Source organism: Microbacterium sp. Root1433D1 (assembly GCF_001426835.1).
GTDB classification, from domain to species: domain Bacteria; phylum Actinomycetota; class Actinomycetes; order Actinomycetales; family Microbacteriaceae; genus Microbacterium; species Microbacterium maritypicum.
In genome coordinates, this window is sequence record NZ_LMFN01000001.1 from 575,006 (window position 1) to 592,592 (window position 17,587).

Genomic DNA, 17,587 nt, shown 5'->3' on the forward strand with positions numbered 1-17,587 from the left:
GGCTGCCGAGCAACGCTCTACAGGTCGACGCCGACGAGCACCGGTTCCGGCTGCAGCACGAGACCGAATTCGGCGTGCACCCTGCTCTGGATGAACCGTGCCAGCTCGGCGACCTCGCCGGCGGTCGCGCCGCCGCGGTTGGTCAGCGCGAGCGCGTGCTTGGTCGACACCGATGCTCGTGAGCGCGGAAGCTTGAACCCCTTGCGGATACCCGCCTGCTCGATGAGCCAGGCCGCGCTCACCTTGACGTCGGAGACGGTCGCGGGCTTCGACGTCGGAACCATTCCGTCGTACGAGGCGAGCGGGATCACGGTCACCGCATCGAGGTCGGGGGCGACCGGCCAGCGCGGGCACTCCGTGGGCAGCGCCCTGGCCACCGCCGCCGTCACGATCGCGTTCTGGAAGAAGGAGCCGACGCCATGCGTGTCGGGGTCGTCCGCGTCGAGCAGCATCCCCTTCGACGCCCGGGTCGCGAGGATGCGCTCGCGCACCCACCCCAGCGGAACGGGCGTCTCATCGGTCAGGCCCAGCGCCCGACGCAGCTGCTCGCCGCGCACCACGCGCTCGCCCGCGATGAGCAGGTCGACGGTCACTGAGAGGATCACGGCTCGGCGCAGCGGCACACTCCCGTGGTGGTGCTTGAGCACCGAGGTGCGAAAGCCGAGTCCGAGCTCGGCGGCGGAAACCGTCGAGATCTCTCCGGTCGACTCGTCGATCAGCTCGACCTCGACCAGCGTCTCCTGGATCTCCTGCCCGTAGGCGCCGATGTTCTGCACGGGGGCGGCGCCGACCGTGCCGGGGATCCCGCTCATCGCCTCGAGGCCCGCGTAGCCGTGGGCGACGGCATAGGCGACCAGGTCGTCCCAGCCGTGTCCGGCCTGCGCGCGCAGACGGATGCGTCCCTGATGCGGTGACGGCAGCTCTTCGATGCCCTCGGTGCGGACGCGGATGACGGTGCCCTCGAAGGGCTCGTCGCCCACGAAGAGGTTGGAGCCGCCGCCGAGCACGAACCACTCGTCACCGCGCGCCCACGTCTCGCGCAGGGCTTCGACCAGGCCGGCGGTCGTCGTCGCCTCGAACATCTGCTCCGGCGCCGCACCCGTGCGCAGCGTGGTCAGCTCCGCGAGTCGGACCGGCTCGATCTCCCGCATCACAGCGTCCTCATCAGACGGCGACGCGCAGCTGCGCCTTGACGAGCACGGTGGTCTCGCCGAACGTGACCTTGAGGTCGATGCGCGCGACCTCGTCGTCGACAGCACCGACGGTGGCGACGACGGTGATGTCAGCGCCCTCGACGGGGTCGACGACGACGGGCTTGGTGAAGCGCACGCCGTAGTCGAGGATGCGGGTGGCCGGGTCGAGCGCCGCGACCACGACCGAGGAGGCGATGCCCATCGTGAGCATGCCGTGCGCGAGCACGCCGGGAAGCCCGACGGACGCCGCGACGTCATCGCGGTAGTGGATCGGGTTGAAGTCTCCGGATGCCCCCGCGTAACGAACGAGCGATTCGCGGGTGAGGTGAACCGTGCGCTCAGCGAGCACGTCTCCGACGGTGTAGCCCATCAGGCGCCCTCTCCTTCATCCGCACTCGGCTCGGCACCGACCAGCAGCACGCTGGTGGCGGTCACGACATGGGCACCCGCGGGGTCGGTGATCTCGGCCTCGCTGGTGATCATCGCGTTGCCGCCCATCATGCGGATGCCGGTGACGCGCAGCTGCGCGGTGAGCTCGTCTCCCGCGACGATGGGGCGCGTGTAGGTGAAGCGCTGCTCGGCGTGGATGGTGCGCGCCAGCACGATGCCGGAGTCCTCCTGCCCCAGCAGCTGCTGGAGCGTGAGGTCCTGGATGACCATCGCGAAGGTCGGCGGCGCCACGACGTCGGAGAAGCCGGCCGCGCGGGCCGCCTTGAGGTCGGTGTGCTGCGGGGCATCGGCGAAGACGGCGCGAGCGAACTCGCGCACCTTCTCGCGGCCGACGAGGTACGGGGCCGTCGGCGGGAACTCCCGGCCGACCAGTTCTTGGTTCACTGCCACCCCTCGATCCTACCGAGGCAGGCGGAGCTCAGCCGCGCTTGCGGCCTCTGATCGCCTTGATCGCCATCTGCACCGCGATCACGACCAGATAGGCCGCGAAGAGCATGTTGCCCAGCGTCGGGTCGACGATCGTGGCCAGCCACGCCCCGAGCGCGGTCGTCGTGCAGGCCGAGATGCCGATGATCAGCGCCGCGAGCAGGTCGACGTTGCGGTTGCGGAGGTTGCCCACGGTGCCGGAGATGGCGGTGGGGATCATCATGAGCAGCGAGGTGCCCTTGGCGACCAGGTCGCTCGTGCCGAAGGCCAGCATCAGCACGGGTACGACGATCACTCCACCGCCGACGCCGATGAGACCGGCGAGGATGCCGGTGCCGATTCCCACGCCGACGAGGGCGATGCCGGTAAGCCAGGAGAGTTCGAACGCGGCGTCGCGTGAGGGGATCACCAGGAAGAGGCTGACGATCACGACGACCAGGAAGCCGACGAAACCCCACCGCAACGCCGTCTGCGAGATGCGCGGCAGCAGCCGTGTGCCGATCTGCGCGCCCACCACGGCACCCGCCGCGAGGATGATCGCGGGCACCCAGGCCACCGAACCGGTCGTGGCGTAGGAGATGACGCCGACGCTCGCCGTGGGCACGATCGCCGCGAGCGAGGTCCCGGCCGCGAGGCGCTGATCGAAGTGCAGCAGGAGCACCAGCAGCGGGACGATGACCGTGCCACCGCCCACGCCGAAGAGTCCGGAGAGGAGGCCGGCGAGAAGGCCGATACCGATGAACGCCGCGTAGGCACGAGGCCCACGTGCGGGGGCCTGTACGTCATTCACCGGATCAGCCTACTCGCGGCCGCCTCCCCTCTCGTACCCGCCGTCTCGAACTCAGACCTCGGAGTCCGCCTTCATCGGCAGCGCGATCGACGCGGTCAGCGCCTGCTCGTACCGACGCTGGCGACGCCGCAGCCACAGTCCGCCGACGATCAGCAGCGCGAGCACGCCGTAGGCGATCGCGGCGAACGGCTGCATGACCAGCGTGCTCAGATCCCCCTGGCTCAGCTGCAGCGCCTTGCGCAGTTGCTCCTCCGCCATCGGCCCCAGGATCATGCCGACCACCAGCGGCGCCACCGGGTATCCGTACCTGCGCATGAAGTACCCGAGGACACCGACGATCAGCAGGATCACGATGTCCGTCGGCGAGCTGTGCAGCGCATACGCCCCGAACACCGCGAACAGCAGGATGCCGGCGTAGAGGTACGGCCGCGGGATCTGCAGCAGCTTCACCCACATCCCCACGAGCGGCAGGTTGAGCACGATCAGGATCACGTTGCCGATGTAGAGGCTCGCGATGAGCGCCCACACCAGGTTCGACTGGCTCTCGAACAGCAGCGGCCCCGGCTGGATGCCGTACGACTGGAACGCCGTGAGGATGATCGCCGCGGTCGCCGTCGTCGGCAGGCCGAGCGTGAGCAGAGGCACCAGCACGCCGGCGGCGGCGGCGTTGTTGGCCGACTCCGGACCGGCGACCCCTTCGATCGCGCCACGTCCGAACTCGTCGCGATGCTTCGACAGCTTGCGCTCGGTCGCATAGGACAGGAATGTGGCCACGTCGGCGCCGCCCGCCGGGATCGTGCCGATCGGGAAGCCGATCGCCGTGCCCCGCAGCCAGGGCTTCCATGACCTCCGCCAATCGGCCTTGGTCATCCAGGAGCGCCACCCGCGTGTCACGGGGATCACGTCGACGCCGCCGTGCCGCAACCGGGCGGCGATGTAGAACGTCTCCCCGACCGCGAACAGCCCGACGGCCACCAGGACGATGTCGACGCCGTCGGACAACGCGGGAAGCCCCAGCGTGTAGCGCTGCTGTCCGGAGAGCCAGTCGGTACCGACGAGACCGAGGAACAACCCGACGCCGAGCGAGAGCATCCCGCGCGAGATCGAGCTGCCGATCAGCGCGCCGACCGTGATGAACGCGATCACGATGAGGGCGACGTAGTCCGCCGGTCCCAGGTTCACCGCGAACTGCGCGAGCAGCGGAGCCAGCAGCGTCAGCCCCAGCGTCGCCAGGGTGCCGGCGATGAAGGACCCGATGGCCGCGGTGGCGAGCGCGGCGGCACCGCGCCCCATCCTGGCCATCTTGTTGCCCTCGATCGCCGTGACTATCGAAGCCGACTCCCCCGGCGTGTTCAGGAGGATGCTCGTCGTCGAGCCGCCGTACATGCCCCCGTAGTAGATGCCCGCGAAGGTGATCAGCGCGGCGGCGGGATCGAGCGTGTAGGTGAGGGGAAGCAGCAGCGCCACCGTCATGGCGGGGCCGATGCCCGGGAGCACTCCCACCGCGGTGCCGACGAAGACGCCGAGGAAGGCGAACGCGAGGTACTGCGGCTGCAGCGCGGTCGCGAAACCCTCCAGAAGCAGGGTCCAACTGTCCATCAGAACATCCTTCCGAGCCAGCCGAGAGCGGGACCCCAGGGCAGCGACAGGCCGAGCAGACCGCCGAACACGACCTGGATCACGAGCGCGACCGCGATCCCGATGAGGAAGGCCATCCACCAGCGCTTGGCGGCGAGCGACCACGCGACCCCGCCGAACAGCAGGGCGGCCGCGGGCGCCCACCCCAGCGGCTCGATCAGGAGCAGGTGGGCGACGACGAGACCCGCCAGCTTGGCGAGGGTGACCCAGTCGGTCGGCAGGCTCTCATCGATGTCCTCCGCCTCCTCCGCACCGCCGCGTTCGCCGCGCAGCACCCCGATCAGGACCGCGACCGCGGAGGCGAGCAGGATGACGGAGACGAAGATCGGGAAGACCGTCGGGCCGGCTTTCATGCCGACGGGGACGTGGATCAGGAAGATGCCGACGACGGCGAAGACGCCGAGCGCAACCATGATTCCGGCGAACACGAGTTCGCCGATGGGGACGGAGGAAGTGCGGCGTGCGGGTCGACCGCCGTGGTCGACCCGCACCCCCTGCTCCCCGGTCCCCGACGATGCGGGGACCGTCATGTCACTGCACCAGGCCGATGTTCTTCAGCGTCGCGGTGACCTCTTCGATGTTCCCGGCGAGGAACTCGTCGAAGTCCGCACCGACCAGGAACGCGTCGGTCCATCCCTTGGTCTCCAGCTGCTCGGTCCATGCCTCCGACTCGTGGAGCTCGGTGATCACACGGACCAGCTCGTCCTTCTCTCCGTCCGAGATCCCACCGGGGGCGATCACCCCGCGCCAGTTCGTCAGGACGACGTCGTAGCCTTCCTCCGTGATGGTCGGGACGTCGGGGAGCTGCGACACCGGCTCCTCGCTCGACACCGCCAGCGCCTTCAGCGCGCCGCTCTCGATGTGCTGGGCGAACTCGCCCACACCCGAGATGCCCGCGGAGACCTTCCCGCCGATGAGCAGCGGAACCGCCTCACCGCCGCCGGAGTTCGGGGTGTAGTTCAGCTTCTCGGCGATCTCCGCACCGTCCAGCCCTGCCTCCTCGAGCATGAGCCCGGCGAGGATGTGGTCGGCGCCTCCCGCGGACCCGCCCGTGACGGTGACCGACTGACCGTTGTCGACGATGTCCTCCACGAGGTCTTCGAGGGTGTCGTACTTCGAGTCCGCCGGTACGACGACGACGAGCGGCTCGTCCGTCAGGCGGGCGATCGGGGTGGTGTCCTCGATCCGCACCGCCGAGGCGTTGGTCTCGACTGCTCCGACCATGACCAGACCCATCACCATGAGGGTGTTCGGGTCCTTCTCGTTGGCGAGCTGAGCGAGGCCGACCGTGCCACCGGCGCCGCCCACGTTGGTCACCGGGGCGGAGGCGACGAGGTCGTCCTGGGTGAGCACCTGCGACAGCGCTCGTCCGGTCTGGTCCCATCCCCCGCCGGGGTCGGCCGGGACGACGATCGAGACGTCGGTGATCGTGGCCGCTTCGGATTCCCCTCCGCCGTCGTCGGTCGCGGCGCTGCCTCCGGCGCACGAGGTGAGGGCGAGGGCTGCGACCGCGGCCATTGCGGCCCACGTTCCGATGCGGGCGGGGGGTGCGATGCGTGCGTTCTTCATGTGCGCTCCTCCTTGAGCGTTGTGATGCTGTCGCTCCACCCTGGAGCGTGGGACACCCGCGGTGCGGCTTCGGAAACCATTGGTCGGAGTTTCGGAACTATTGGTCGCGAGCATCGCTCTCCCTCGCTCGCACCGCACGCGGTGAGGGGCGACAATGAGCAGGTGGCCTCGAAGATGACGCTCCGCGTGCAGCTGCTCGTGCTGCAGGCGCTGATCGTGTTCCTGGTGACCCTTGCGACCGGCATCGTGGCCGGCGCGTTCCAGGAGCACGCCCTCCGTGACGCCTACAAGGACCGGATGCAGGCCGTGGCCCAGTCGATCGCAGCGCTTCCCACCGTGCATGCGGCCTTCGACGACGCCGAGCCCTCCGTCGCGATCCAGCCCATCGCCGAGGTCATCCGCGAGGCGTCCGACCTCGCCTATGTGGTCGTGGCCAACGACGACGGCATCCGGTACTCGCACCCGAATCCGGCGCGCATCGGCGAGAAGGTCTCCACCGACCCGTCGATCCCGCTCTCGGGCGAGGTCTACGTCGGCACGCAGACCGGCACGCTCGGCACCTCCTGGCGGGTCAAGGTGCCCATCCGCGACGACGAGGGCGCCGTGATCGGCACCGCATCCGTCGGCATCCTGGAGTCCGAGCTCAACGAGGAGTTCTCGGCGAACCTGGTGTGGCTGATCTCGGCGATGCTGGCCGCGGCCGTGCTCGGGGTGTTCGGATCCGCATGGGTGACCTCGATCATCCGACGGCGCATCTACCGCCTCGAGCCGCATCAGATCGCCGCCCTGGTGAAGAACCAGGAGACCACGCTGCACGGCCTCAGCGAAGGTGTGATCACAGTGGACGACGCCGGACGGATCACGCTCGTGAACGATGCCGCCGCCCGTTTCCTGGACAGGGACGCCGCCGACCTCGACGGCGAGCTCGCCGCCGAAGTTCTGGGCACGGAGCTTTCGACCGTGCTGCGGGAGGGCGAGTCCGCCGGTCGGCCGGTGATCGTGGGATCGCACGTACTCGTGGCTCGCAGCACCGGGAGCGAGGCCGACCGTGGAGGAATCGGGGCCACGCTCCTGCTACGCGATCACACCGAGCTGCACGATGTGGTGCGACGAGTCGAGGCGGCTGACGCGATCATCGCCTTCCGGCAGCGCCTCGGACTGCCCAAGGGGCTTAGCGCCGAGACGCTCGACCGTGTCTCTGCGGCGCTCGTCGCACGCCCCGACGCCTCGGCCACCGAGATCGGTGAGGACCTCGACATCTCCCGGGTCAGTGCCAGGCGCTACCTCGAGCACCTCGCCGCATCGGGAAGGGCGACGCGCGCGCTCGACTACGCGACCAAGGGTCGCCCGAGCACCCGATACCGCGCCAGCGACGCCGTCTGACCTGCACACAGCCCTGGGACGCAGTGCCATTCTGTGCGACACTGGATCGCATTCGACATCGACGTCAGCCTGCCCGGATCGAAGGAGATCGCATGGTTCGCAGTACCTATCCCGATGTGGAGATCCCCGAGGTCTCCATCCACGACTTCCTGTTCGGCGACCTCTCCGAAGCCGAGCTCGACACCGTAGCCCTCGTCGACGGGATGAGCGGGGCGACCACCACCTACCGGCAGCTCGTCGGGCAGATCGATCTGTTCGCTGGTGCCCTCGCGGCGCGCGGTGTCGGAGTGGGCACCACGGTCGGTGTGCTCTGCCCGAACGTCCCCGCGTTCGCCACCGTGTTCCACGGCATCCTTCGCGCGGGCGCCACGGCCACCACCATCAACTCGCTCTACACGGCAGACGAGATCGCGAACCAGCTCACCGATGCGGGCGCGACCTGGCTCGTGACCGTGTCGCCCTTGCTTCCCGGTGCGCAGGCCGCCGCCGAGAAGCTCGGATTCGATGCCGACCACGTCATCGTGCTTGACGGTGCCGAAGGCCACCCCTCCCTCCCGGAGCTTCTCGGTGAGGGGCGCCAGGCACCGGACGTGTCGTTCGACCCGTCGACGCATCTGGCCGTCCTCCCCTATTCCTCGGGAACGACCGGACGCCCCAAGGGCGTGATGCTCACCCACCGGAACCTGGTCGCCAACGTGTCCCAGTGCCAGCCGGTGCTCGGCGTCGATGCGAGCGATCGCGTGCTGGCCGTGCTGCCCTTCTTCCACATCTACGGCATGACGGTGCTGCTGAACTTCGCGCTGCGCCAGCGGGCCGGGCTCGTGACGATGCCGAGGTTCGACCTCCCCGAGTTCCTGCGCATCATCGCCGAGCACCGCACGAGCTGGGTCTTCGTCGCTCCCCCGATCGCCGTCGCCCTCGCGAAGCACCCGATCGTCGACCAGTACGACCTCTCGGCGGTGAAGGTCATCTTCTCCGGCGCCGCCCCTCTCGACGGCACGCTGGCATCCGCCGTCGCGAACCGCCTGGGCTGCATCGTCACCCAGGGCTACGGCATGACCGAGACCAGCCCCGCCGTGAATCTGATCTCCGAAGCGCGCACCGAAATCGACCGCTCGACCATCGGCCCGCTCGTACCGAACACCGAGGCACGACTCGTCGACCCCGACTCGGGTGAAGACGTGGCGGTGCCCGCAGAGGGTGCGAGCGAGCCCGGCGAGCTGTGGGTGCGCGGACCGCAGGTGATGGTCGGCTACCTCAACCGCCCGGACGCCACGGCCGAGATGCTCGACGCCGACGGCTGGCTGCACACCGGCGATGTCGCCACGGTCACCCACGACGGCATCTACCGGATCGTCGACCGGCTCAAGGAACTCATCAAGTACAAGGGCTATCAGGTCGCGCCGGCCGTGCTGGAGGCGGTGCTGCTCGAGCACCCCGCCATCGCGGACGCCGCGGTGATCGGCGCGTTCGATGACGATGGGCAGGAGGTGCCCAAGGCCTTCGTCGTGCGACAGCCGGATGCCGACCTCGACGCCGACGCGGTCATGGCGCACGTCACCTCGCACGTCGCGCCGCACGAGAAGGTGCGGCAGGTGGAGTTCATCGACGTGATCCCGAAGTCGAGCTCGGGGAAGATCCTGCGCAAAGACCTTCGCGCCCGCTGAGAACACCGCCGGATACACGAAGAAGCCCGCCATCCCTTACGGGGTGGCGGGCTTCTTCGTGAGTGAAGTGCTTACTCGGACTTCTTCTCGACAGCGTCCTCGGCGGCAGCCTCGGCTGCTTCGCCCTCGGCCTGCGACTCGGCGCCGGCGTCGACGGTCTCCTCGGCGGGAGCCTCCTCGACCGGAGCCTCCTCGACGACCTCGGCCGGCTTCTCAGCCTTCTCGGCCTTGGGAGCGGCAGCAGCCTTCTTGGCCGACTTCGCCTTCGGGGTGACGGGCTCGAGAACGAGCTCGATCACGGCCATCGGAGCGTTGTCGCCCTTGCGGTTGCCGACCTTCGTGATGCGGGTGTAGCCACCCTCACGGTCAGCGACGAGCGGCGCGATCTCGGAGAACAGGACGTGCACGACTTCCTTGTCACCGATGACCGACAGCACGCGACGACGCGCGTGCAGGTCGCCACGCTTGGCGAAGGTGATCAGACGCTCGGCGAGCGGGCGAAGGCGCTTGGCCTTGGTCTCGGTCGTCTTGATCGACTTGTGGGTGTAGAGCGCCGCCGCGAGGTTGGCAAGCATCAGGCGCTCGTGTGCGGGGCCGCCTCCGAGGCGGGGACCCTTAGTGGGCTTGGGCATAATCGTCTAGCTCCTGGTCAGAAAGGTCGGGTATCAGAAGGACTCGTCTTCGCTGCCGCCGTAGAAGTGGGCGCCGTCGAAACCGGGCACCGAATCCTTGAGCGACAGACCGAGCGAGATGAGCTTGTCGCGCACCTCGTCGACCGACTTCTGGCCGAAATTGCGGATGTTCATGAGCTGCGTCTCCGACAGGGCGACGAGCTCAGAAACGGTGTTGATGCCCTCACGCTTCAGGCAGTTGTACGAGCGGACCGAAAGGTCGAGGTCCTCGATCGGCATCGACAGCTCGCTGGAGTTCACTGCCTCCACCGGCGCCGGGCCGATCTCGATGCCCTCGGCCTCGACGTTCAGCTCGCGGGCGAGACCGAACAGCTCGGTGAGCGTCTTGGCAGCCGAAGCGACGGCGTCGCGGGGGCTGATCGCCGACTTGGTCTCGACGTCGAGGACGAGCTTGTCGAAGTCGGTGCGCTCCCCGGCACGGGTCGCGTCGACGCGGTAGCTGACCTTGAGGACCGGCGAGTAGATCGAGTCGATCGGAATCTGACCGGCCTCGGCGTACTCGTTGCGGTTCTGCGTCGCCGAGACGTAGCCACGGCCACGCTCGATCGTGAGCTCGAGCTCGAACTTCGCGGTCTCGTTGAGGGTCGCGATGACGAGCTCGGGGTTCTGGATCTCGACACCGGCCGGAGCCGAGATGTCAGCGGCGGTGACTTCGCCCGAACCGGTCTTGCGCAGGTACGCGGTGATGGGCTCATCGCGCTCCGACGAGACGACGAGCTGCTTGATGTTGAGGATGATCTCGGTGACATCCTCCTTCACGCCGGGGATGGTGCTGAACTCGTGCAGCACGCCGTCGATGCGAACGCTGGTGACAGCAGCACCGGGGATCGACGACAGCAGGCTGCGGCGCAGCGCGTTGCCGATCGTGTAACCGAAGCCAGGCTCCAGAGGCTCGATGATGAACCGGCTACGGTTCTCGACGATCTTTTCCTCGGTCAGTGTGGGACGCTGTGCAATAAGCACTCTGTGTTCCTTTCGATCACATGCCCGCTATATGACATGTGGTGGGGTGAGGTCTTGAGTTGTGGAAGTCGATGCCCGCACGCGGGCGTCGAGCCGCTCGGACCACGGAGGGACCGAGCGGCTCGACACGCGAATCAGACGCGGCGACGCTTCGGCGGACGGCAGCCGTTGTGCGCCTGCGGGGTGACGTCCTGGATCGAACCCACCTCGAGGCCGGCGGCCTGCAGCGAGCGGATCGCGGTCTCGCGGCCGGAGCCCGGACCCTTCACGAGGACGTCGACCTTCTTGACGCCGTGCTCCGCAGCCTGGCGGGCTGCCGACTCGGCAGCCATGCCGGCGGCGTACGGGGTCGACTTGCGGGAGCCCTTGAAGCCCACGCCACCCGACGATGCCCAGGCGATGACGGCGCCGGACGGGTCGGTGATCGAGACGATGGTGTTGTTGAACGTCGACTTGATGTGGGCCTGGCCCAGCGCGATGTTCTTCTTTTCCTTGCGGCGCGGCTTGCGCGCGGCGGCCTTGGGTGCAGCCATGAAAGTGTTCTCCTAGTCCCTGAGGCCGCGCTTAGCGGGCCTTCTTCTTGCCTGCGACGGTGCGCTTCGGGCCCTTGCGGGTACGGGCGTTGGTCTTGGTGCGCTGACCACGGACCGGGAGACCACGACGGTGGCGGATGCCCTCGTAGGAGCCGATCTCGACCTTGCGGCGGATGTCTGCTGCAACCTCGCGGCGCAGGTCACCCTCCACCTTGTAGTTGCCTTCGATGTGGTCGCGGAGGGCGATCAGCTGGTCGTCGCTGAGGTCCTTCACGCGGATGCTCTCGTCGATCTCCGTCGCCTTGAGGATCTCGACCGAGCGGGTACGGCCGACGCCGTAGATGTAGGTAAGGGCGATCACCACGCGCTTGTCGCGCGGGATGTCAACGCCGGCAAGACGTGCCATGCGGTTCTCCTGGGTGTTGTGGAGGTATGGAACAGGATCGGTGCCCGGGCCTCCGCCCGAGGTGTCCCCCGCTTGCGCGGGTTCTGATCCTGCCGTTGTGTGTTTTCAGTTGTGAGATGTGCGTGAGCGATGCCGCGCAGCTCGGGACCGTCGAACGGATCGGCGGGCCCGCCGGGGACTCAGCCCTGGCGCTGCTTGTGACGCGGGTTGCTCTTGCAGATCACCATGACGCGGCCGTGACGGCGGATCACCTTGCAGTGATCGCAGATGGGCTTGACGCTGGGGTTGACCTTCATGATGTTTCCTGTTCGCTGTCTTCGTACCGCCCCGGACAGGGGCAGGCCGTTACTTCTCGACCGATCAGCGGTAGCGGTAGACGATACGGCCGCGGGTCAGGTCGTAGGGGCTGAGCTCCACGACCACACGGTCCTCGGGGATGATACGGATGTAGTTCTGCCGCATCTTGCCGGAGATCGTTGCAAGGACCTTGTGCCCGTTGCTGAGCTCAACGCGGAACATCGCGTTGGGCAGAGCCTCGGAGATCACGCCCTCGATCTCGATGACACCGTCTTTCTTAGCCATAGCCTCGCTGACGCTTCTGCAGATCGGTCGATCTGCGGTGGGTGGTTGGTTTGTGGTGCTGCACCGCCGGACACGCCGAAACAAGGCACAAAGCACCAAAGATCTATGTTAGACGCTCCGGAGCCATCCGGCAACTTGACCGCCAGAGGCGGGAAGCCGCCGGCTCAGCTGATCAGGTCGGTGAACTTCTTCAGGTCGGCCTGGTCCTGCAGGTTGAGGCGCGTGCCGTTGATGTCCACCGTCGGCGTACCGGCGATCTCGTGGGACTTCGCCTGCGCGGCACCGAACTTGCGGTACGTCTCGTCGGTGATGCAGGAGACCGCGCCATCCGCACCCACCTGGGTCGCGAAGCCGGCGAGCTGGTCGTTGGTCAGACCGGAGGAGTTCTCCGCGGGCTGGTTCTCGAACAGCGTCTTGGCGAAGTCGAGGTACAGCTCGGGGTTCGACTCGGCGACGCAGAACGCGGCACCGGCCGAGCGCGAGGAGAATTCCGTTCCCTGCGAGAAGCGGTCGAGGATCGCGATCGGGTGGTACTCGAGGGTGATGCGACCATCGGCGGCTGCGGCCTCGAGCTGGGGGCCGAACTGGTCCTCGAAGGTCTTGCACACCGGGCACTGGAAGTCGACGAACACGGCGATGGTGTCTTCCCCGTCGCCGAACGAGATCGCGCCGGTCTCCGGGTCGAAGGTGTCGTTCGCGGTGGGCGCCACGCCAGGCGACGTGGCCTGGTTGTTGAGGAACACCACGAGTCCACCGATCGCCACCAGCACCACGACGACGGCGATCGAGACGCCGATCGCGAACCAGTTGGTGTTGCTCTTCGCCGCTGCCATTACTTTCCGATCTCTCGAGGCTCGACCCCGAACGGGGCGAGTCCGGCTCTTCCACCATCGGGCGCAGTCAGCACCCAGATACCCCCATCATGCAGGGCGACGCTATGTTCCCAATGGGAGCCGTCCGTGCCGTCCACCGTCGTGACGGTCCAGTCGTCCTCTTCGATGAAGGTCGCATCCCCGCCGGCGGTGACCATCGGCTCGATGGCGAGCACGAGTCCGGGCTTGACGTCTTCGCCGCGGTCGGGGGTGCGGTAGTTGAAGACGCTGGGGGCCTCATGCATCTTGCGACCGATGCCGTGACCGACGTACTCGCGCAGGATCCCGTAGGGCTCGCCGGAGACCGCGGACGGCCCCTGAGCCTCGATGTAGTCCTGGATGGCCGCACCGATCTCGTCGATCGACGATACGGACGCCATGGCCGCGATTCCCGCCCACAGAGAGCCTTCGGTGACGCGGGAGAGCTCTTCACGGCGTGCGACCAGCTCAGGCCGCTCCGGGTCGGGCACGACCACGGTGATCGCGCTGTCGCCGTTCCAGCCGCGGAACTGCGCACCGCAGTCGACCGACACGATGTCGCCGGGCTGCAGCACCCGCTCCCCCGGGATGCCGTGGACGACCTGCTCGTTCACCGAGATGCAGGTGGTGTGGTGGTAGCCGCGCACCAGCTGGAAGTTCGACTCAGCGCCACGGGCGAGGATCGTGCGATTCGCCACCGTGTCGAGCTCGAGCGTGGTGACGCCGGCCTTGATCAGCGGGCGGACGGCATCCAGTGCCGCGGCCGTGATGAGCCCGGGCTCGACCATGGCTCGCAGCTGAGCCGGGGTCTTGTAGATCGACCGGCGGAACATCTCAGGAGGCGGAGGCCGCGAGACGCAGGCCGCGCGCCGTCAGCGCCTCGCCGATGCGCTCGGTGATCTCGTCGAGCGAACCCACACCGTCGATGCGGTCGACGATGCCCTTGGCGCCGTAGACCTCGAGGATCGGGGCGGTCTCGCGCTCGTAGATGTCGAGACGGTGACCGATGGCCTCCGGGGTGTCGTCGGAGCGGCCCTGCTCGGTCGCACGGAGCGTCAGACGCTGCAGGCTCTCCTCACGCGGCACGTCGAGGAGGATGACGGCGTCGAGCGCCTGCCCCCGCTCGGCGAGGAACGACTCGAGGTGGGCGACCTGCGCGGTGTTGCGCGGGTAGCCGTCGAGGAGGAACCCGTGAGCGGCGTCTTCCTGCGACAGGCGGTCGCGCACGATCTCGCTGGTCAGCTCATCCGGGACGAGGTCACCCTTGTCGAGGATCGCCGTGACCTGCTGGCCGAGGGGCGTCCCCTCCTTGATGTTCGCGCGGAAGATGTCGCCGGTCGAGACGACCGGGATGCCGTAGGACTCGGCGATGCGCACGCCCTGCGTGCCCTTGCCGGAGCCCTGCGGGCCGACGATGAGAAGACGTGCGGATGCTGTCATCGGAGGAGCCCTTCGTAGTGTCGCTGCTGCAGCTGCGCGTCGATCTGCTTGACCGTCTCGAGACCCACACCGACGATGATGAGGATCGACGCACCACCGAACGGGAAGTTCTGGTTGGCGCCGACGGTGGCCAGAGCGATGAGCGGGATGAGCGCGATCAGACCGAGGTACAGCGAGCCCGGAAGCGTGATGCGGGTGAGCACGTAGTCGAGGTACTCGGCCGTCGGGCGGCCCGCACGGATGCCGGGGATGAACCCGCCGTACTTCTTCATGTTGTCCGCGACCTCGACCGGGTTGAACGTGATCGCCACGTAGAAGTACGTGAACCCGATGATCAGCAGGAAGTACGCGGCCATGTAGACCGGGCTGTTGCCCGTGGTGAAGTTCGTCGTGATCCAGGTCACCCAGGCAGCCGGAGTCGATCCGTCCTGCGGGGTGTTGAACTGCGCGATGAGTGCCGGGATGTACAGCAACGACGAGGCGAAGATCACGGGGATCACACCCGCCATGTTCACCTTGATCGGGATGTAGGTGTTCGTGCCCCCGTAGGTGCGCCGACCGACCATGCGCTTGGCGTACTGCACCGGGATGCGTCGCTGGGACTGCTCGACGAACACGACGAGCCCCATCACGATGATTCCGACCAGCAGAACGAGCAGGAAGACCTCGAAGCCCTTGCTCTCCCAGATCGTCCACATCGCGCCGGGGAACGTCGCGGCGATCGAGGTGAAGATGAGCAGCGACATGCCGTTGCCGATGCCGCGCTCGGTGACGAGCTCGGCGAACCACATGATCAGACCGGTACCGGCCGTCATCGCCATGATGATGAGCAGCTGTGCCCACCACACGTCGTTCGTCAGGAGCTGCTGGCAGGCCGCGAGATCGGTCGTGCCGAAGAGCTGACCGCTGCGCGCGACCGTGACGAGAGTCGTCGACTGGAGCAGCGCGAGGGCGATGGTGAGGTAACGCGTGTACTGGGTCAGACGGGCCTGGCCGGCCTGTCCTTCCTTGTGCAGCGCCTCGAAGTGCGGGATGACCACGCGCAGGAGCTGCGTGATGATCGTCGCGGTGATGTACGGCATGACGCCGAGCGCGAAGATCGACAGCTGCAGCAGCGCGCCGCCGGAGAAGAGGTTGACCAGTCCGAGCAGGCCATCGGTGCCCGCGTTGGCGGCGAGACACTCTTCGACGTTCGGGAAGTTCACGAACGGCGCCGGCACGTTGGAACCGAGCCGGTAGATCGCAACGATGGCGAGAGTGAAACCGATCTTCCGACGCAGGTCGGGGGTGCGGAAGATCCGCGCGATGGCGCTAAACAAGGACGTTCCTCCTGAAAAGGTTGCCGATTCCCGAAGGACGGCTGAAAGACCAGGGTAACGCAAACCGGGCTTCCCGGAATTCGCCACCGATACCAGGCCCGCCGGATGCGGCCCCAGAGCGAGGTCTCGGAGTGTGAAACCACAAGAGGGGCCGGAGATTCTCCGGCCCCTCTTGCTGTGCGGTTACTTGACGGATCCGCCAGCCGCGACGATCTTCTGCTCGGCAGAACCCGAGACCTTGTCGACCGAAACGGTGAGCTTCACGGCGATGTCGCCGTTTCCGAGAACCTTGACCTTCTCGTTCTTGCGAACGGCACCCTTGGCGACCAGGTCGCCGATGGTGACATCGCCACCCTTCGGGTACAGCTCCGCGAGCTTCTCCAGGTTCACGACCTGGTACTCCACGCGGAACGGGTTCTTGAACCCGCGCAGCTTCGGGGTGCGCATGTGCAGAGGCATCTGCCCACCCTCGAAGCCGACGCGAACGGTGTTGCGCGCCTTGGTGCCCTTGGTTCCACGACCAGCGGTCTTACCCTTGGAGCCCTCACCACGGCCGACGCGAGTCTTGGCGGTGTTGGATCCGGGGACGGGACGCAGGTGGTGCACCTTCAGCACGCCGGGGCGGGATGCCGGAGCATCCTTCGCAGGCGTTGCCTTCTTGGCAGCCGGCTTCTTGGCAGCGCCATCAGCCTTGGCGGCAGCGGCAGCGGTCTTGGCCGGAGCCTTCTTCGCAGCCGGCTTCTTCTCAGCGGCAGCCTTGGGAGCTGCAGCCTTCTTCGTGGCCTTCTCAGCCTCGACGGCCTCGTTCTTCTCAGCCATTAGTCGATCTCCTCAACCTTGACGAGGTGTGCGACGGTCTTGACGTAACCGCGCGTCTGCGCGTCGTCGGGGCGAACGGTGGTGTCACCGATCCGCTTCAGACCGAGGCTGCGCAGCGTGTCACGCTGGTTCTGCTTCTCGCTCACCTTGGACTTGATCTGCGTGACCTTCAGTCGCGCGGCCATCAGGCACCTACCTTCTGTGCGGCGATGGCCTCGGCCTCGGCGCGCACGAGACGCGCAGGGGCGACCTGGTCGAACTCGAGGCCACGACGTGCGGCGACCGCACGAGGCTCCTCGAGCTGCTTCAGGGCGGTGACCGTCGCGTGCACGATGTTGATCGTGTTCGACGAGCCGAGCGACTTCGACAGCACGTCGTGGATTCCGGCGCACTCGAGCACGGCGCGGACGGGACCACCGGCGATAACACCGGTACCGGCAGCGGCCGGACGGAGCAGGACCACACCAGCGGCGGCCTCACCCTGCACGGGGTGCGGGATGGTGCTGCCGACGCGCGGCACGCGGAAGAAGTTGCGCTTGGCCTCTTCGACACCCTTCGAGATCGCCAGAGGGACCTCGCGAGCCTTGCCGTAACCGACACCGACCAGACCGTTGCCGTCACCGACGACCACGAGGGCGGTGAAGCTGAAGCGACGACCACCCTTCACGACCTTCGAGACGCGGTTGATGGTGACGACGCGCTCCAGGAACTGGTTGTCGCCACGGTCACGCGAGTTGCGGTCACGACCGCCACCCTGGTTGCGGTCACGACCGCCGCGGCGGCCATCACGCGAATCGCGAGCCGGCTCAGCCTGCGTGGTGCCGGCAGCCGTCTCGGAAGTGGCAGCAGCCGCTTCGGTCACTTCG

At 67.5% G+C, this 17,587-nt stretch carries 22 protein-coding genes; 2 read left to right on the top strand and 20 right to left on the bottom strand.

Going from position 1 to position 17,587, the window contains the following annotated elements; all coding sequences use genetic code 11:
- Window positions 1-17: 17 nt before the first annotated feature.
- Genes ASD13_RS02725 through ASD13_RS02755 form a run of 7 tightly spaced genes read right to left on the bottom strand, consistent with a single transcriptional unit; the run spans window position 18 to window position 6,066 of the window.
- Window positions 18-1,151 carry a UDP-N-acetylmuramate dehydrogenase gene (locus tag ASD13_RS02725; protein ID WP_055865547.1) on the bottom strand — a complete coding sequence of 378 codons (1,134 nt, stop codon included), beginning with the start codon at window positions 1,149-1,151 and terminating at the stop codon, window positions 18-20.
- A gap of 13 nt (window positions 1,152-1,164) precedes the next feature.
- Complete coding sequence (locus ASD13_RS02730; RefSeq protein ID WP_055865549.1) at window positions 1,165-1,563, bottom strand: MaoC/PaaZ C-terminal domain-containing protein; 399 nt, start codon at window positions 1,561-1,563, stop codon at window positions 1,165-1,167.
- Window positions 1,563-2,033 (bottom strand): FAS1-like dehydratase domain-containing protein, encoded by a 471-nt coding sequence (locus ASD13_RS02735; protein WP_055865553.1) that lies wholly within the window; start codon window positions 2,031-2,033, stop codon window positions 1,563-1,565. Before ASD13_RS02735 ends, ASD13_RS02730 begins: the two co-directional genes overlap by 1 nt.
- 28 nt (window positions 2,034-2,061) lie before the next feature.
- A complete protein-coding gene (locus ASD13_RS02740; protein WP_055865556.1) occupies window positions 2,062-2,859 on the bottom strand; it encodes a sulfite exporter TauE/SafE family protein in 798 nt (265 codons plus the stop codon).
- 51 nt (window positions 2,860-2,910) lie between these two features.
- On the bottom strand, window positions 2,911-4,458 hold the full coding sequence (locus tag ASD13_RS02745) for a tripartite tricarboxylate transporter permease (RefSeq protein ID WP_055865560.1): 1,548 nt from the start codon (window positions 4,456-4,458) through the stop codon (window positions 2,911-2,913).
- A complete protein-coding gene (locus ASD13_RS02750; protein ID WP_229778799.1) occupies window positions 4,458-5,027 on the bottom strand; it encodes a tripartite tricarboxylate transporter TctB family protein in 570 nt (189 codons plus the stop codon). The genes ASD13_RS02745 and ASD13_RS02750 overlap by 1 nt, the downstream gene beginning before the upstream one ends.
- Before the next feature lies 1 nt (window position 5,028).
- Window positions 5,029-6,066 carry a Bug family tripartite tricarboxylate transporter substrate binding protein gene (locus ASD13_RS02755; RefSeq protein WP_055865564.1) on the bottom strand — a complete coding sequence of 346 codons (1,038 nt, stop codon included), beginning with the start codon at window positions 6,064-6,066 and terminating at the stop codon, window positions 5,029-5,031.
- A gap of 162 nt (window positions 6,067-6,228) precedes the next feature.
- Here ASD13_RS02755 and ASD13_RS02760 point away from each other — a divergent pair, with 162 nt between their 5' ends.
- Together ASD13_RS02760 and ASD13_RS02765 are read left to right on the top strand one after the other, a co-directional pair.
- Entirely contained in the window at window positions 6,229-7,449 is a 1,221-nt protein-coding gene (locus ASD13_RS02760; protein ID WP_055865568.1) for a PAS domain-containing protein, read from the top strand.
- A 92-nt stretch (window positions 7,450-7,541) separates the two neighbouring features.
- Window positions 7,542-9,116: an AMP-binding protein gene (locus tag ASD13_RS02765; protein ID WP_055865571.1), complete on the top strand. Its 1,575-nt coding sequence runs from the start codon at window positions 7,542-7,544 to the stop codon at window positions 9,114-9,116.
- A gap of 71 nt (window positions 9,117-9,187) precedes the next feature.
- Here ASD13_RS02765 and rplQ read toward each other — a convergent pair whose 3' ends face one another.
- From rplQ to rpsE, 13 genes are all read right to left on the bottom strand, one after another.
- Entirely contained in the window at window positions 9,188-9,748 is a 561-nt protein-coding gene (gene rplQ, locus ASD13_RS02770) for a 50S ribosomal protein L17 (RefSeq protein WP_055865573.1), read from the bottom strand.
- Between the two features lie 33 nt (window positions 9,749-9,781).
- Window positions 9,782-10,771: a DNA-directed RNA polymerase subunit alpha gene (locus ASD13_RS02775; protein ID WP_017829188.1), complete on the bottom strand. Its 990-nt coding sequence runs from the start codon at window positions 10,769-10,771 to the stop codon at window positions 9,782-9,784.
- A 134-nt stretch (window positions 10,772-10,905) separates the two neighbouring features.
- Complete coding sequence (gene rpsK, locus ASD13_RS02780; protein ID WP_017829189.1) at window positions 10,906-11,304, bottom strand: 30S ribosomal protein S11; 399 nt, start codon at window positions 11,302-11,304, stop codon at window positions 10,906-10,908.
- 31 nt (window positions 11,305-11,335) lie between these two features.
- Window positions 11,336-11,710 carry a 30S ribosomal protein S13 gene (gene rpsM, locus ASD13_RS02785; RefSeq protein ID WP_017829190.1) on the bottom strand — a complete coding sequence of 125 codons (375 nt, stop codon included), beginning with the start codon at window positions 11,708-11,710 and terminating at the stop codon, window positions 11,336-11,338.
- A 179-nt stretch (window positions 11,711-11,889) separates the two neighbouring features.
- Window positions 11,890-12,006, bottom strand: a complete 117-nt coding sequence (gene rpmJ / locus ASD13_RS02790) for a 50S ribosomal protein L36 (RefSeq protein WP_005050492.1) — start codon at window positions 12,004-12,006, stop codon at window positions 11,890-11,892.
- Window positions 12,007-12,070: 64 nt separating this feature from the next.
- Window positions 12,071-12,292: a translation initiation factor IF-1 gene (gene infA / locus ASD13_RS02795; protein ID WP_017201569.1), complete on the bottom strand. Its 222-nt coding sequence runs from the start codon at window positions 12,290-12,292 to the stop codon at window positions 12,071-12,073.
- Between the two features lie 164 nt (window positions 12,293-12,456).
- Complete coding sequence (locus tag ASD13_RS02800) at window positions 12,457-13,125, bottom strand: DsbA family protein (protein ID WP_055865576.1); 669 nt, start codon at window positions 13,123-13,125, stop codon at window positions 12,457-12,459.
- On the bottom strand, window positions 13,125-13,976 hold the full coding sequence (gene map, locus ASD13_RS02805; RefSeq protein WP_055865579.1) for a type I methionyl aminopeptidase: 852 nt from the start codon (window positions 13,974-13,976) through the stop codon (window positions 13,125-13,127). Before map ends, ASD13_RS02800 begins: the two co-directional genes overlap by 1 nt.
- Window position 13,977: 1 nt before the next feature.
- Entirely contained in the window at window positions 13,978-14,583 is a 606-nt protein-coding gene (locus ASD13_RS02810) for an adenylate kinase (protein WP_055865582.1), read from the bottom strand.
- The gene (gene secY / locus ASD13_RS02815; protein ID WP_017829194.1) at window positions 14,580-15,902 is read right to left on the bottom strand and encodes a preprotein translocase subunit SecY; all 1,323 of its coding nucleotides are present in this window, start codon (window positions 15,900-15,902) and stop codon (window positions 14,580-14,582) included. The genes ASD13_RS02810 and secY overlap by 4 nt, the downstream gene beginning before the upstream one ends.
- Before the next feature lie 183 nt (window positions 15,903-16,085).
- Window positions 16,086-16,721 carry a 50S ribosomal protein L15 gene (gene rplO, locus ASD13_RS02820; protein WP_017829195.1) on the bottom strand — a complete coding sequence of 212 codons (636 nt, stop codon included), beginning with the start codon at window positions 16,719-16,721 and terminating at the stop codon, window positions 16,086-16,088.
- Complete coding sequence (gene rpmD, locus ASD13_RS02825; RefSeq protein ID WP_017201575.1) at window positions 16,721-16,906, bottom strand: 50S ribosomal protein L30; 186 nt, start codon at window positions 16,904-16,906, stop codon at window positions 16,721-16,723. The genes rplO and rpmD overlap by 1 nt, the downstream gene beginning before the upstream one ends.
- Window positions 16,906-17,583, bottom strand: coding sequence for a 30S ribosomal protein S5 (gene rpsE, locus ASD13_RS02830; protein ID WP_017829196.1), 678 nt, complete (start codon window positions 17,581-17,583; stop codon window positions 16,906-16,908). The genes rpmD and rpsE overlap by 1 nt, the downstream gene beginning before the upstream one ends.
- Between the last annotated feature and the right edge of the window lie 4 nt (window positions 17,584-17,587).

Excerpts from the sequence above, each read along its gene's own strand:
- ASD13_RS02725 (WP_055865547.1), bottom strand. The coding sequence starts at position 1,151 with ATGCGGGAGATCGAGCCGGTCCGACTCGCGGAGCTGACCACGCTGCGC.
- ASD13_RS02730 (WP_055865549.1), bottom strand. The coding sequence starts at position 1,563 with ATGGGCTACACCGTCGGAGACGTGCTCGCTGAGCGCACGGTTCACCTC.
- ASD13_RS02745 (WP_055865560.1), bottom strand. The coding sequence starts at position 4,458 with ATGGACAGTTGGACCCTGCTTCTGGAGGGTTTCGCGACCGCGCTGCAG.
- ASD13_RS02750 (WP_229778799.1), bottom strand. The coding sequence starts at position 5,027 with ATGACGGTCCCCGCATCGTCGGGGACCGGGGAGCAGGGGGTGCGGGTC.
- ASD13_RS02755 (WP_055865564.1), bottom strand. The coding sequence starts at position 6,066 with ATGAAGAACGCACGCATCGCACCCCCCGCCCGCATCGGAACGTGGGCC.
- ASD13_RS02765 (WP_055865571.1), top strand. The coding sequence starts at position 7,542 with ATGGTTCGCAGTACCTATCCCGATGTGGAGATCCCCGAGGTCTCCATC.
- rplQ (WP_055865573.1), bottom strand. The coding sequence starts at position 9,748 with ATGCCCAAGCCCACTAAGGGTCCCCGCCTCGGAGGCGGCCCCGCACAC.
- rpsK (WP_017829189.1), bottom strand. The coding sequence starts at position 11,304 with ATGGCTGCACCCAAGGCCGCCGCGCGCAAGCCGCGCCGCAAGGAAAAG.
- rpsM (WP_017829190.1), bottom strand. The coding sequence starts at position 11,710 with ATGGCACGTCTTGCCGGCGTTGACATCCCGCGCGACAAGCGCGTGGTG.
- rpmJ (WP_005050492.1), bottom strand. The coding sequence starts at position 12,006 with ATGAAGGTCAACCCCAGCGTCAAGCCCATCTGCGATCACTGCAAGGTG.
- infA (WP_017201569.1), bottom strand. The coding sequence starts at position 12,292 with ATGGCTAAGAAAGACGGTGTCATCGAGATCGAGGGCGTGATCTCCGAG.
- ASD13_RS02800 (WP_055865576.1), bottom strand. The coding sequence starts at position 13,125 with ATGGCAGCGGCGAAGAGCAACACCAACTGGTTCGCGATCGGCGTCTCG.
- map (WP_055865579.1), bottom strand. The coding sequence starts at position 13,976 with ATGTTCCGCCGGTCGATCTACAAGACCCCGGCTCAGCTGCGAGCCATG.
- ASD13_RS02810 (WP_055865582.1), bottom strand. The coding sequence starts at position 14,583 with ATGACAGCATCCGCACGTCTTCTCATCGTCGGCCCGCAGGGCTCCGGC.
- rplO (WP_017829195.1), bottom strand. The coding sequence starts at position 16,721 with ATGGCTGAGAAGAACGAGGCCGTCGAGGCTGAGAAGGCCACGAAGAAG.
- rpmD (WP_017201575.1), bottom strand. The coding sequence starts at position 16,906 with ATGGCCGCGCGACTGAAGGTCACGCAGATCAAGTCCAAGGTGAGCGAG.